The following is a 13,937-nucleotide window of genomic DNA, read 5'->3' on the forward strand; positions in this document are numbered from 1 at the left end:
ATTGTTTGTAGAAAATAGAAAAGGAAGAAACATGACTAAACGTGCACTAATTAGTGTTTCAGACAAAGCGGGCATTGTTGAATTTGCCCAAGAACTTAAAAAACTTGGTTGGGATATCATCTCAACAGGTGGTACCAAAGTTGCCCTTGATAATGCCGGTGTTGACACCATTGCAATCGATGATGTGACGGGTTTCCCAGAAATGATGGACGGTCGTGTGAAGACCCTCCACCCAAATATCCACGGAGGTCTCCTCGCTCGTCGTGACCTTGATAGTCACCTAGAGGCTGCTAAGGACAACAAGATTGAGCTCATTGACCTTGTGGTGGTCAACCTTTATCCATTCAAGGAAACCATTCTCAAACCAGATGTGACTTATGCTGACGCCGTTGAAAACATCGATATTGGTGGGCCCTCTATGCTTCGTTCAGCAGCGAAGAACCACGCTAGCGTCACAGTTGTGGTAGATCCTGCTGACTATGCTGTGGTTTTGGACGAATTGGCAGCCAAGGGCGAAACCACTTACGAAACTCGCCAACGGTTGGCAGCCAAGGTTTTCCGTCACACAGCAGCCTACGATGCCTTGATTGCGGCATACTTCACAGCTCAAGTGGGTGAAGAAAAACCTGAAAAACTCACTCTGACCTATGATCTCAAACAAGCGATGCGTTACGGGGAAAACCCTCAACAAGACGCAGATTTCTACCAAAAAGCCTTGCCAACGGATTATTCCATTGCATCCGCTAAACAATTAAACGGTAAAGAATTGTCCTTTAACAATATCCGAGACGCGGATGCGGCAATCCGGATCATCCGTGATTTCAAAGATCGTCCAACCGTTGTGGCTCTTAAACACATGAATCCATGTGGGATTGGTCAAGCTGACGACATCGAGACTGCTTGGGACTACGCTTATGAGTCTGATTCAGTTTCTATCTTTGGTGGAATCGTCGTCCTCAACCGTGAAGTGGACGCTGCGACAGCTCAAAAAATGCACGGTGTTTTCCTTGAAATCATCATTGCACCAAGCTATACAGATGAAGCGCTTGAAATCTTGACTACCAAGAAAAAAAACTTGCGGATCCTTGAATTGCCATTTGACGCTCAAGATGCCAGTGAAGTGGAAGCAGAATACACTGGTGTTGTAGGTGGACTTCTTGTTCAAAACCAAGACGTGGTCAAAGAAAGCCCAGCTGACTGGCAAGTGGTGACCAAACGCCAACCAACTGAGACAGAAGCGACTGCTCTTGAGTTTGCATGGAAAGCCATCAAGTATGTCAAATCAAACGGGATCATCGTGACTAATGACCACATGACACTTGGCGTTGGCCCAGGTCAAACCAATCGTGTGGCTTCTGTTCGCATTGCTATTGACCAAGCTAAAGACCGTCTTGACGGCGCGGTCCTCGCTTCAGACGCCTTCTTCCCATTTGCGGATAACGTGGAAGAAATTGCTAAAGCAGGTATCAAGGCCATCATCCAACCGGGTGGATCCGTCCGTGACCAAGAGTCAATCGAAGCGGCGGATAAATATGGCTTGACCATGATTTTTACAGGTGTTCGTCACTTTAGACATTAATCAAAAAAGGCACTCATCGATGGATGAGTGCCTTTTCTGCTGGTTAGGAATTCCTTAATTTGGATAGATATAGCTGACCGTTCCCCAGACAACATTCGTGGGGTCAAACCAGCCACGGAAATTGTTGATGGTCCGATTTCCGTTGTAGTTGGCTTCCTGGATTTGAATCTTTTGCTCGTGTTCGACGTCTGTAACAAGGCCGACGTGGCCATAGCTACCGTCGTCCCAGCAGACAATGGCTCCTACCTCTGGGGTGTTTCCTGTCCGGAAGCCAGCAGCGCGTGCACTAGCTGCCCACATGCCACCGTTTCCCCACCAGTTTTGTGCCCAGGGGGCTAGCTCTTTGGTCCCCCAAGTACACTCGCCTACAGGATAAAAATTATCAGGATGAGTGATGAGAGGTCGTGGTTTCTCCTCTTGGACCTGAAAACTTGTCGGTAAGAGGCCTTTGACTTGTCCCTTATTCTTTTGGTAGACATGAAGATGAAAGAGACCTTTGCCCTTATGGTTTTGGGCATGAAAGCGAAGTTGGTATTGACCGGGAGCGATCTTTTTAGCAGGATACCAAACTAAGTCGTCTTGACCATCTTGATCAGACCAGATTGGGAAAAGCACTTCCTCGACATCTTCAAAGAGCTTGAGTTTGACATCAAATTCGTGTGAGGAAACTTGCTGAATGGAGATAGTGGGTTGAGAAGCTGCGAGGTCCTTCTTCTCGACAGTGGTCGTCAATGGGAAAAGTCCCACCAATTCTCCATGCGCGCCTTGTCCATAAACATGAACATGATAAAGACCTGCTTGGTCTTGGTGATTGGTCAAGGGAACCTGAAGGTCAAATCCGCGCTCTCCTCTCTGGACGGGATACCAGATTAGATCATCCTGTCCCTTTTGATCGGACCAGATTGGAAGTCTGATTGACTGGAACTGATCAGGTACGGTTCCGATATGGATATTCAATCTTCCTTTTTCTGCATAGATATAATTAAGTTGGTCATCAGCAGTGACAGCTTGAGAAGATCCTGCCCATAGGGCGCAAATAGCAATGAGTAGTTTTTTTATCGTTCGCATAAAACTCCTTTTCTAAAAAATCGAGGTTCATTTATACTATTCGTAAAAAAAGTGCAAAATTCCATCATTTACGAAAAAAGTTTGGATTCTATGAGAAAATAGCTTCTTTCGCTATAATAATTAGATTAAAACGAACGATTATGATATAATTTAATAAAATAATTCGCAAAAGAGGTTCAAGATGAAACTTTTGGTTGTTGGATCTGGCGGTCGTGAGCATGCGATTGCCAAGAAATTGTTGGAGTCTACAAACGTTGAGCAGGTTTTTGTGGCTCCTGGTAATGACGGGATGCAATTAGATGGTCTGGATTTGATCAATATTGGAATTTCCGAACATTCTAAGCTGATTGACTTCGCAAAAGCGAACGATATTGCTTGGACCTTTATCGGCCCAGATGATGCCCTTGCAGCTGGAATCGTGGATGATTTCAATGCAGCTGGTCTCAAGGCATTTGGTCCGACCAAGGTTGCGGCTGAGCTGGAGTGGTCTAAGGATTTTGCTAAGGAAATCATGGTCAAATACGACGTTCCGACAGCAGCCTATGGGACATTTTCAGGTTTCGAGGAAGCCAAGGCCTACATCGAAGAAAAAGGCGCTCCAATCGTTGTCAAGGCAGACGGTTTGGCCCTTGGGAAAGGTGTCGTCGTTGCTGAGACAGTTGAGCAAGCCGTCGAAGCTGCTCACGAGATGCTTTTGGACAATAAATTCGGTGATTCAGGTGCACGTGTGGTCATCGAGGAATTCCTTGACGGGGAAGAGTTCTCTCTCTTTGCTTTTGTCAATGGGGATAAGTTCTACATTATGCCAACGGCTCAGGACCACAAACGTGCCTACGATGGCGACAAGGGTCCTAACACTGGTGGGATGGGTGCCTATGCGCCAGTTCCTCACTTGCTACAGAGTGTGGTTGACACAGCGGTTGACACTATTGTCAAGCCAGTCCTCGAAGGTATGATCAAAGAGGGTCGTCCATACACAGGTGTCCTTTACGCGGGACTTATCTTGACTGCTGACGGGCCTAAAGTCATCGAGTTTAACGCTCGTTTCGGAGATCCTGAAACGCAAATTATTTTGCCTCGTTTGACATCTGATTTTGCACAAAATATCACTGACATTTTGGAAGGTAAAGAGCCAGCCATCACTTGGACGGACAAGGGTGTGACACTAGGCGTGGTTGTAGCTTCAAACGGCTACCCACTCGCTTATGAGAAGGGTGTCAAGCTTCCAGCCAAGACAGAAGGCGACATCATCACTTACTATGCTGGTGCTAAATTCGCTGAAAACGACCAAGACCTCCTCTCAAACGGAGGACGTGTTTACATGTTGGTCACCACAGCCGACACCGTCAAAGACGGCCAAAACATTATCTACAACGAACTCAACAGACAAAACACAGAAGGCTTGTTCTACCGTACGGACATTGGTAGCAAGGCTAACAAATAATTAGCGACCGTAGGTCGTAAAAGGCGAGCGAAAGTGAGCCAAACTAAGATAATGGTCGCTTAATTTGCGAGCGTTAGCGAGCTAGTATAGGATAATCGTCGCAGTAGTGGAACTCCTAGTAGCTTTGCTACTAGGAGCGGAAAACTGGAGACTCAGGCTCCAGTTTTAGTAATGGAACGCCCTAGGCGGTCGCTTACGTCCGCACTACATTAGACGATTATCAAAAAAAGGAGAAGAAATGAAACCAGTAATTTCCATTATCATGGGCTCAAAATCCGACTGGGCAACCATGCAAAAAACCGCTGAAGTCCTAGACAACTTCGGCGTCGCTTACGAAAAGAAAGTTGTTTCCGCACACCGGACGCCTGACCTCATGTTCAAACATGCCGAAGAAGCACGTAGCCGTGGCATCAAGGTCATCATCGCGGGTGCAGGTGGCGCTGCTCACTTGCCAGGTATGGTAGCAGCTAAAACGACCCTTCCAGTCATCGGGGTACCTGTCAAGTCTCGTGCCCTTAGCGGTTTGGATTCACTTTATTCCATTGTGCAGATGCCGGGTGGCGTGCCAGTCGCAACCATGGCGATCGGTGAAGCAGGTGCGACCAATGCGGCCCTCTTTGCCCTCCGTCTTCTTTCAGTAGAGGATCAGGCTATTGCAATAGCGTTAGCAGATTTCGCAGAAGAACAAGGAAAAATCGCAGAGGAGTCGACAAATGAGCTCATCTAAAACAATCGGAATTATCGGTGGCGGTCAGCTGGGGCAGATGATGGCCATTTCTGCTATCTACATGGGGCACAAGGTTATCGCTCTAGATCCAGCAGCGGATTGTCCGGCCTCTCGTGTGGCGGAAATCATCGTGGCACCTTTTAACGACGTGGAAGCCCTTCGTCAATTGGCAGACCGCTGTGATGTTCTCACTTATGAATTTGAAAATGTCGATGCTGACGGCCTTGATGCTGTTATCAAAGAAGGACAGCTACCACAAGGGACCGACCTGCTTCGCATTTCCCAAAATCGCATTTTTGAGAAGGACTTTCTTTCCAACAAGGCTCAAGTCACTGTGGCCCCCTATAAGGTCGTGACTTCAAGCCAGGATTTGGCAGATATTGACCTCTCTAAAAACTGTGTCCTCAAAACTGCGACAGGTGGCTACGATGGCCATGGACAAAAGGTTATTCGTTCAGCGGAAGATTTAGAAGAAGCCTATGCACTAGCGGATTCAGCCGACTGCGTTTTGGAAGAATTTGTCAATTTCGACCTTGAGATTTCTGTCATCGTGTCTGGGAATGGTAAGGATGTGACGATTTTCCCCGTTCAGGAAAATATTCATCGCAACAACATTCTTTCAAAAACCATTGTACCTGCTCGTATTTCAGAAAGTCTAGCTGAAAAAGCCAAAGCAATGGCAGTGCGAATTGCAGAACAACTGAACCTATCTGGAACACTCTGCGTGGAAATGTTTGCTACAGCTGATGATATCATCGTCAACGAAATTGCACCACGCCCACACAATTCAGGCCACTACTCGATTGAAGCTTGCGATTTTTCCCAGTTTGATACCCATATTCTGGGTATTCTCGGAGCACCACTTCCTGCTATTCACCTCCATGCGCCTGCAGTCATGCTCAATGTACTCGGCCAACACGTCGAAGCTGCTGAAACATATGTGACAGAAAATCCAAGTGCTCACCTCCACTTATATGGTAAACTAGAAGCAAAGCACAACCGCAAAATGGGACATGTGACCTTGTTTAGTGATGAACCGGATAAGGTTGAAGAGTTTGGGGAGTAAGACAGGACCCCAGTTATAAGGTCCGTCGTCTTACCCCTGCAAGGTTGACTAGGCTTGTCGCAGGCGAAAATCGACAAGAGAAGCCAGACAACCACTGCTGGAAAGGGATTGATTTTTAAGTGAAAATAGCGATTCTAGGACTTGGAGTCATCGGGACAACTTATGCCTACGCCTTTCAAAAAGCAGGTCATCAAGTGGAACACGTACTGAGAGATAGTAAGAAAAACAATGCTCCCAAGGAGTTGTTGGTTGATCTGCTAGATGGCCGTTATCATTCCAAAGGTGAGAACAAACACGACACCTATGAGGTTCGTGTGGCAGAAGTCGATTCGGAATATGATTTTATTTTTCTCAGTGTGCGCCATGGGTTTGTCAAAGAAGCTGTGGAGACCTTGCAAAAAAATAATATCAAAGGTACCCTTGTTTTCTTCTGCAATTTCTGGGATACTCGAAAAGAGGTCCAAGAGTGGGCAGGAGATTACGACTATATCCTGGCTTTTCCGACAGCGGGTGGTCATATGCAGGAGGATCATTTAGATGGCGTCTTGTTTGACCATTTAATGCTAGAAGGTGAGCAAAAAGCACAGATCTCTAACTATGCTGATTTGACAGATTTACTGACTTCTGCAGATTTGAAGTGGGAAGTGCCTCATGATATGGTCGAGTGGATTTGGATTCACATGGCGATTAATGCAGGTGTCACTTCGACAGCTGCACGTTCGGGGAATCTGGAAAACCCAGAAGAATTGGCTTTGAACTTGATGAATAGTTCTTCAGAATTGTCATTGGCCATCAAGGCCATTCGAGAGGCTTTGAAAGTCGTAGAAGCGCGTGGCGTGAATTTGAAGCTTTACAAAGCAGAACTCTTGCCATACAAAATTCCCGCTTGGATAGCCGGCAAGGCCATGAAAGTCATGTTTGCGAAAAATGAGCTAACCCGAAAAATCATGACCTTGCACAATGATAAACAGGACATCTTCTATTGTTGTCAAAGTGTCTATCAGACTGGTCAGGAGTTAGGTGTGAAGATGCCTATTCTGGAAGCAAATATGAAGGGCATTTCGATTTAGGAGGTTTTATGATTCAACTCATCGTCAATGCTTTTGTTGAGAAGGACAAGACTGGAGCAGTCGTAGAAGTTTTGTATGCTAGTAGCGATCACGAAAAGGTGAAAGTTAAGTATGAAGAGCTAACGTCTCAATATCCTGAAAACTATTTAGCCATCTATGATGTCCCGTTGGATACGGATTTGAATACACTAGATCACTACCCATCTGTGTGGATTGGGAAAGAAGAATTTGAATAAAACGACTTTTAGTCGTTAAACAGATGTTTCATGCCGAGAGGAAAGCGTAAGCGACGGAAATTTTGAGACTTCAGGCTCAAGATTTAGTCATGAGATTCTGGAGGAAGCTGCTGACGTCCGCCCCACTTAAGTGAAACATCAACAGAAAGGAAAAGAAAACATGATTGATAGATATAGCCGCCCAGAAATGGCGAACATTTGGACTGAAGAAAATAAATACCGTGCGTGGCTTGAGGTGGAAATCTTGGCTGACGAGGCATGGGCTGAGTTGGGAGAAATTCCTAAGGAAGATGTGGCTTTGATCCGCGAAAAAGCGGACTTTGATATCGACCGTATTTTGGAGATTGAGCAAGAGACTCGCCATGACGTAGTGGCTTTTACGCGTGCGGTTTCTGAGACGCTTGGTGAAGAGCGTAAGTGGGTCCACTATGGTTTGACTTCTACTGACGTGGTGGATACGGCCTACGGTTACCTCTACAAACAAGCCAACGACATCATCCGTAAGGACCTTGAAAACTTCACCAACATCATCGCTGATAAGGCTAAGGAGCACAAGTTTACTATCATGATGGGTCGTACCCACGGTGTGCACGCTGAGCCAACAACTTTTGGTCTTAAATTGGCCACTTGGTACAGCGAAATGAAACGGAACATCGAGCGTTTCGAGCATGCAGCTGCTGGCGTAGAAGCTGGTAAAATCTCTGGTGCGGTTGGTAACTTTGCCAACATCCCACCATTCGTTGAAAAATACGTCTGCGATAAATTGGGTATCCGTGCTCAAGAAATCTCTACACAGGTCCTTCCTCGTGACCTTCACGCTGAGTACTTTGCAGTTCTTGCGAGCATCGCAACTTCAATCGAACGGATGGCGACTGAAATCCGTGGTCTTCAAAAATCTGAACAACGTGAAGTAGAAGAGTTCTTTGCTAAAGGTCAAAAAGGTTCTTCAGCCATGCCTCACAAACGCAACCCTATCGGTTCTGAAAACATGACAGGTCTGGCACGTGTGATCCGTGGTCACATGGTCACAGCTTATGAAAATGTAGCCCTTTGGCACGAACGGGATATCTCTCACTCATCAGCTGAGCGGATCATCGCACCAGACACAACTATCTTGATTGACTACATGCTTAACCGTTTTGGAAATATCGTCAAGAACTTGACGGTCTTCCCAGAAAACATGATCCGCAACATGAACTCTACATTTGGTTTGATTTTCAGCCAACGTGCCATGTTGACTTTGATTGAAAAAGGCATGACACGTGAGCAAGCCTACGACCTTGTTCAACCGAAGACTGCCCAATCATGGGATAACCAAGTCGACTTCAAACCACTGCTTGAAGCAGATCCAGAAGTGACTTCTCGCCTCACTCAAGAAGAAATTGACGAAATCTTCAATCCAACTTACTATACAAAACGGGTGGATGAAATCTTTGAACGCATCGGTTTGGGAGACTAATTGCAACGAAAAACGGGAATTTGAAAAATATACGAAAAGAGGCTGGGACAAAAGTCCTAGCCTCTCAATTGTCTTTGGATTGTCGAGCAAGACGCAGTGGTTGAGTGGGCTCTACTACGCTGATTTCATCAGCTTTTACAGCCCTACTCAACTGTGCGGAGGTGGGACGACGAAATCGAATTCTAACGAATTACCGATTTCTGTCCCACTCTCTTTTCTTTGTCTAAATCAGGTGCTCTAGACCCTGAATTTATCATAATAAATTTTGATTGATTAAACTATTTATAGGAAGTTTGTCACTAATTATAGATTCTCGTCTATCCATCTTTAAAAAGCTATATTTCTATGTTATAATTGCATCATAAAAGTCTGAGGGAGCCCTCAGACCTTTTGAAAGATCAATGATCACGATCACATGAGATAAATTTGATTTTATAGTAATCTCCACGTTTGTAGGTTTCACTATATTCAAGGATCTGACCAGTTGCTTCCAACTTGGTCGTCTTCACTTGACGAACGGTTGGGAAATTTTCATCGATATTCAACACGGATGCGATTTTGCTTGGTGTTGGGAAGACGATGTCATTAATTTCTTCAAAGTGTTCATCATTCATATGAATATGATAATCTTCTTTGAAGCGGTCATAGATCGAACTGTAGTAGTCTAAGTTCGGGTAGTTAGGGTTGATGTATTGCTCTGGAACGTAAGTCTGATGGAAGATATAAATATCATCCCCAATCTGACGGATGCGCTCAATCTTATAGTAGAATTGAGACGGAGCAAGACCTAGCTTATCTAGGATATTGAGCGTGTTACCACGCTTGATGGAGAGAACTTTTACAGTCGCTTTTTGGATGGGGAAGGTTTCTACGTCTGAAAATTCAACCAGTTTGTGTTTTCTAGCGCGAGAAACGAAGGTTCCTTTTCCTTGTTGGCGGACGATGTATCCATCGCTAGCCAAATCGTTCAAAGCTCGCACAACAGTGATCGAGCTGACATTGTAAATCTTGATCAACTCAGCTTCTGTGTAAAATTTATCTCCGTTTTCAAATTTGCCTGAGATAATTTGTTGCTTCAAATCATCTTTGATGTGTTGGTACTTTGGGATTGCCATGTGCTTCACCTCTTCTTTCGATATCCCTTATTAATATTATTTTAACATATTTTTTTAAAAGTGGTTGACATTTTTTTATTAATATATTATATTGATATTTGAAAAGGATTTCTTAGAAGGAGGTTCTCAGTATGGGGGCATTTGAAATCCGTGAAGATTTTTATTTAAACGGCCAACCCTTTAAGATTTTATCTGGTGCAATTCATTATTTTCGGATTGATCGTGAGGATTGGTATCATTCCTTATATAACTTGAAAGCACTAGGTTTTAATACCGTTGAAACCTATGTCCCCTGGAATGCCCATGAGCCTCAAAAAGGCCACTTCCACTTTGAGGGGAACTTGGATTTGGAGCATTTCATCCAGCTCGCTCAAGAGTTGGGACTCTACGTGATTCTACGTCCCTCGCCTTTTATCTGTGCAGAGTGGGAGTTTGGTGGCTTGCCAGCCTGGTTGCTAGAGGAGGATCTCCGGATTCGCTCATCTGATCCAGCCTTTGTTGAAGCTGTTGCTCATTATTACGATCATCTTTTATCACGTGTAGCCCAGTACCAATTGGATCACGGTGGACCGATTCTCATGATGCAAATCGAAAATGAGTATGGATCCTATGGTGAGGACAAAGCCTACCTTCGAGCCATCAGAGACTTGATGGTAGAGCGGGGAATTATCTGTCCCCTCTTTACATCTGACGGGCCCTGGAGAGCCACTCTTCGTACAGGAACCTTGATAGAGGATGATATCTTCGTGACGGGGAATTTTGGCTCACGAGCTAACTACAATTTCTCTCAAATGAAAGAGTTCTTCGCAGAGCATGGTAAAGTGTGGCCACTCATGTGTATGGAGTTTTGGGATGGTTGGTTTAACCGCTGGAAAGAACCCATCATTAAACGGGATCCCAAGGAGCTTGCAGAAGCTGTTCACGAGGTGTTACAAGAAGGCTCCATCAATCTCTATATGTTTCATGGAGGCACAAACTTTGGCTTTATGAATGGATGCTCCGCCCGTGGGACGATGGATTTACCTCAGGTTACTTCTTATGACTACGATGCTTTATTGGATGAGCAGGGAAATCCTACTGCTAAGTATGATGCAGTGAAAGAGATGCTTGCTACCCATTATCCAGAGTATCCACAGTTCGACCCCTTGGTTAAATCGTGCCTGCCAGAGCAAACTTTAGAAGTCACTCAAAAGACTAGCTTGTTTGGCAACCTAGAAACGATTGCTCAGGTCACAGAAACACTCTATCCCCAGTCAATGGAAGAGGTAGAACACCCTTTGGGCTATCTGCTCTATGAGACAGAGGTAGAGATGGACGCTGATGAGGAACGCTTGCGCGTGATCGATGCCCGTGACCGGGTACAAATCTATGCGAACGATCAGTTACTTGCTACCCAGTACCAAGAAGAAATAGGCCATGATCTTTTTTTAAACGGAGAAAAGAAAACGGTTACAAACCTCAAGCTCTTGGTTGAAAATATGGGTCGGGTCAACTACGGCCACAAACTCTTAGCAGATACCCAGCGAAAAGGAATCCGAACTGGAGTTTGTTTAGATCTTCATTTCAAGCTCAATTGGAAACAATATGCGCTTGATTTCACCCAGCTAGATCGCTTGGATTTCTCAAAAGAATGGCAAGCAGATCAACCAGCTTTCTATCAATTTGTTTTTCATCTGGATCAGGTTAAGGATACCTTCCTTGACATGACCGGATTTGGAAAAGGGATCGTCCTTGTCAATGGCCACCATATCGGTCGCTTCTGGGAAGTCGGTCCAACCATCTCTCTCTACGTCCCTCATGGTTTTCTCAAGGATGGGGAAAATGAAATCCTCGTCTTTGAGACGGAGGGGACTTGGAAGGAGACCTTACAACTCGTTCAAAAACCTACATTCAAAGACGTAAAGGGGGAAAACTTATGACTATTGTAGGATGCCGTATTGACGGTCGTTTAATCCACGGGCAGGTAGCCAATCTCTGGACTGCTAAGCTCAATGTCTCGCGGATCATGGTCATCGACGATGAGGTGGCTCAAAATGATCTTGAAAAAAGTGGTTTAAAGCTAGCGACACCACCAGGAGTCAAGCTTAGCATTTTGCCAATCGCTAAGGCTGCTGAAAATATTTTAGCAGGAAAATATGATAGCCAACGTCTCTTCATCGTAGCACGTAAACCAGATCGCTTCTTGCGCTTGGTAGAAGCAGGTGTACCACTTGAAACCTTAAACGTTGGAAACATGTCCCAATCAGATGAGACTCGTTCTATTACTCGCTCCATCAACGTAGTGGATGCGGACGTAGAAGCTTTCCACAAGTTAGCTGAAAAGGGTGTTAAACTAACAGCTCAAATGGTTCCAAATGATCCAGTCGAAGACTTCTTGAAGTTACTCAAATAGTGTATAAAATAAAAAGAAAAATTTTAGGAGGAAATTGTCATGATACAATGGTGGCAAATTTTACTACTTACTTTGTACTCAGCTTATCAAATCTGTGATGAGCTGACAATCGTTTCATCAGCAGGCTCACCGGTCTTTGCTGGTTTCATCACCGGTTTGATTATGGGAGATCTCACAACCGGTTTGTTTATCGGTGGTAGCTTGCAATTGTTTGTTCTTGGGGTAGGAACATTCGGTGGAGCTTCTCGTATTGACGCAACTTCAGGTGCTGTACTTGCAACAGCCTTCTCAGTTGCTCAAGGGATCAAACCAGAATTGGCAATCACTACTATTGCCGTTCCGGTAGCAGCTCTTTTGACCTACTTCGATATCCTTGGTCGTATGACCACTACTTTCTTCGCTCACCGTATTGATGCAGCGATCGAACGCTTTGACTACAAAGGAATCGAACGGAACTACCTTCTTGGAGCGATTCCATGGGCTCTCTCTCGTGCCCTTCCAGTATTCTTCGCCCTTCGATTCGGTGGAGAATTCGTACAAGGTGTTGTAAATGTTGTTAAAGAATACCAATGGATTGCAGATGGTTTGACACTTGCAGGACGTATGCTTCCAGGTCTTGGATTTGCTATCTTGCTTCGTTACCTTCCAGTTCGTCGTAACCTTCACTATTTAGCGATGGGATTTGGTTTGACAGCGATGTTAACCGTTCTTTATGCAAATGTTTCGAGCTTGGGTGGTGCGGTATCAGGCATCATCGCTACTTTACCAAAAGAAGTGGCAGCAAACATTGCCTTTCTCAATGATTTCAAAGGCTTACCAATGATCGGTATCACGATCGTCGGTATCTTCTTAGCTGTTGCTCATTTCAAAAACAGCCAAAAAGTAGCTGTGGCAGCACCTTCTACATCATCAGAAAGTGGGGAAATTGAAGATGACGAATTCTAAGAATTATAAACTCACAAAAGAGGATTTTAATCAAATTAACAAACGTAGCTTGTTCACTTTCCAATTAGGTTGGAACTATGAACGGATGCAAGCTTCTGGTTACCTGTACATGCTTCTTCCGCAATTGCGTAAGATGTATGGGGATGGCACTCCTGAATTGAAAGAAATGATGAAAGTTCATACTCAATTCTTCAATACTTCACCATTCTTCCATACTATTATCGCTGGTTTTGACCTTGCCATGGAAGAAAAAGATGGCGTTCAGTCTAAAGATGGGGTCAACGGGATTAAGACAGGTTTGATGGGACCGTTCGCTCCTCTTGGAGATACCATCTTTGGTTCATTGGTTCCTGCAATTATGGGATCTATCGCTGCAACAATGGCGATTGCTGGTCAACCTTGGGGAATCTTCCTTTGGATCGCAGTAGCTGTTGCTTACGATATCTTCCGTTGGAAACAGTTAGAGTTTGCCTATAAAGAAGGAACAAACTTGATCAACAACATGCAAAGCACCTTGACTGCTTTGATTGAAGCAGCTTCAGTCCTTGGGGTCTTCATGATGGGAGCTTTGGTTGCAACCATGATCAACTTCGAGATTTCTTATAAGTTGCCAATCGGTGAAAAGATGATCGACTTCCAAGACATCTTGAATACTATCTTCCCTCGCTTGCTTCCAGCAATCTTTACAGGATTCATCTTCTGGTTGCTTGGTAAGAAAGGTATGAACTCAACGAAAGTTATCGGAATCATTATCGTTCTTGCGATTGCACTCTCTGCATTTGGACATTTTGTCCTTGGTATGGGACAATAATTCCCAACTGAGAGCAGAGTGTGAG

13 protein-coding genes are annotated in these 13,937 nt (G+C 44.8%); 11 read left to right on the plus strand and 2 right to left on the minus strand.

The genetic code is table 11. The features are described from left to right. Positions 1 to 31 precede the first annotated feature (31 nt). Positions 32 to 1,579: a bifunctional phosphoribosylaminoimidazolecarboxamide formyltransferase/IMP cyclohydrolase gene (gene purH / locus E5S68_RS09930; protein ID WP_135783419.1), complete on the plus strand. Its 1,548-nt coding sequence runs from the start codon at positions 32 to 34 to the stop codon at positions 1,577 to 1,579. Between the two features lie 54 nt (positions 1,580 to 1,633). Here purH and E5S68_RS09935 read toward each other — a convergent pair whose 3' ends face one another. Then, positions 1,634 to 2,647 carry a GBS Bsp-like repeat-containing protein gene (locus tag E5S68_RS09935; protein ID WP_135783420.1) on the minus strand — a complete coding sequence of 338 codons (1,014 nt, stop codon included), beginning with the start codon at positions 2,645 to 2,647 and terminating at the stop codon, positions 1,634 to 1,636. Positions 2,648 to 2,828: 181 nt separating this feature from the next. On the opposite strand from E5S68_RS09935, the gene purD reads away from it, so the two are divergent. From purD to purB, 6 genes are all read left to right on the plus strand, one after another. After that, a complete protein-coding gene (gene purD, locus E5S68_RS09940) occupies positions 2,829 to 4,091 on the plus strand; it encodes a phosphoribosylamine--glycine ligase (RefSeq protein WP_135783421.1) in 1,263 nt (420 codons plus the stop codon). 238 nt (positions 4,092 to 4,329) lie between these two features. Next, positions 4,330 to 4,818 carry a 5-(carboxyamino)imidazole ribonucleotide mutase gene (purE, locus tag E5S68_RS09945; protein WP_135783422.1) on the plus strand — a complete coding sequence of 163 codons (489 nt, stop codon included), beginning with the start codon at positions 4,330 to 4,332 and terminating at the stop codon, positions 4,816 to 4,818. Next, positions 4,805 to 5,884 carry a 5-(carboxyamino)imidazole ribonucleotide synthase gene (gene purK / locus E5S68_RS09950; RefSeq protein WP_135783423.1) on the plus strand — a complete coding sequence of 360 codons (1,080 nt, stop codon included), beginning with the start codon at positions 4,805 to 4,807 and terminating at the stop codon, positions 5,882 to 5,884. Before purE ends, purK begins: the two co-directional genes overlap by 14 nt. Positions 5,885 to 6,003: 119 nt before the next feature. After that, the gene (locus tag E5S68_RS09955) at positions 6,004 to 6,954 is read left to right on the plus strand and encodes a ketopantoate reductase family protein (RefSeq protein WP_135783424.1); all 951 of its coding nucleotides are present in this window, start codon (positions 6,004 to 6,006) and stop codon (positions 6,952 to 6,954) included. Between the two features lie 8 nt (positions 6,955 to 6,962). Then, positions 6,963 to 7,190: a phosphoribosylaminoimidazole carboxylase gene (locus tag E5S68_RS09960; RefSeq protein WP_135783425.1), complete on the plus strand. Its 228-nt coding sequence runs from the start codon at positions 6,963 to 6,965 to the stop codon at positions 7,188 to 7,190. A gap of 160 nt (positions 7,191 to 7,350) precedes the next feature. Further along, entirely contained in the window at positions 7,351 to 8,649 is a 1,299-nt protein-coding gene (gene purB / locus E5S68_RS09965) for an adenylosuccinate lyase (RefSeq protein ID WP_135783426.1), read from the plus strand. Between the two features lie 398 nt (positions 8,650 to 9,047). On the opposite strand, the gene E5S68_RS09970 is transcribed toward purB, so the two are convergent. Continuing rightward, the gene (locus E5S68_RS09970; RefSeq protein WP_135783427.1) at positions 9,048 to 9,764 is read right to left on the minus strand and encodes a GntR family transcriptional regulator; all 717 of its coding nucleotides are present in this window, start codon (positions 9,762 to 9,764) and stop codon (positions 9,048 to 9,050) included. A 131-nt stretch (positions 9,765 to 9,895) separates the two neighbouring features. On the opposite strand from E5S68_RS09970, the gene E5S68_RS09975 reads away from it, so the two are divergent. From E5S68_RS09975 to E5S68_RS09990, 4 genes are read left to right on the plus strand one after another with little or no spacing between them, the layout of a single operon-like run. Next, complete coding sequence (locus tag E5S68_RS09975) at positions 9,896 to 11,683, plus strand: glycoside hydrolase family 35 protein (RefSeq protein ID WP_135783428.1); 1,788 nt, start codon at positions 9,896 to 9,898, stop codon at positions 11,681 to 11,683. Next, complete coding sequence (locus E5S68_RS09980; RefSeq protein WP_135783429.1) at positions 11,680 to 12,156, plus strand: PTS sugar transporter subunit IIB; 477 nt, start codon at positions 11,680 to 11,682, stop codon at positions 12,154 to 12,156. The genes E5S68_RS09975 and E5S68_RS09980 overlap by 4 nt, the downstream gene beginning before the upstream one ends. 39 nt (positions 12,157 to 12,195) lie before the next feature. Next, positions 12,196 to 13,101, plus strand: a complete 906-nt coding sequence (locus E5S68_RS09985) for a PTS mannose/fructose/sorbose/N-acetylgalactosamine transporter subunit IIC (protein ID WP_135783430.1) — start codon at positions 12,196 to 12,198, stop codon at positions 13,099 to 13,101. Further along, positions 13,088 to 13,912: a PTS system mannose/fructose/sorbose family transporter subunit IID gene (locus E5S68_RS09990; RefSeq protein WP_135783431.1), complete on the plus strand. Its 825-nt coding sequence runs from the start codon at positions 13,088 to 13,090 to the stop codon at positions 13,910 to 13,912. Before E5S68_RS09985 ends, E5S68_RS09990 begins: the two co-directional genes overlap by 14 nt. Positions 13,913 to 13,937 lie beyond the last annotated feature (25 nt).

Source organism: Streptococcus rubneri, from assembly GCF_004785935.1.
GTDB classification, from domain to species: Bacteria; Bacillota; Bacilli; order Lactobacillales; family Streptococcaceae; genus Streptococcus; species Streptococcus rubneri.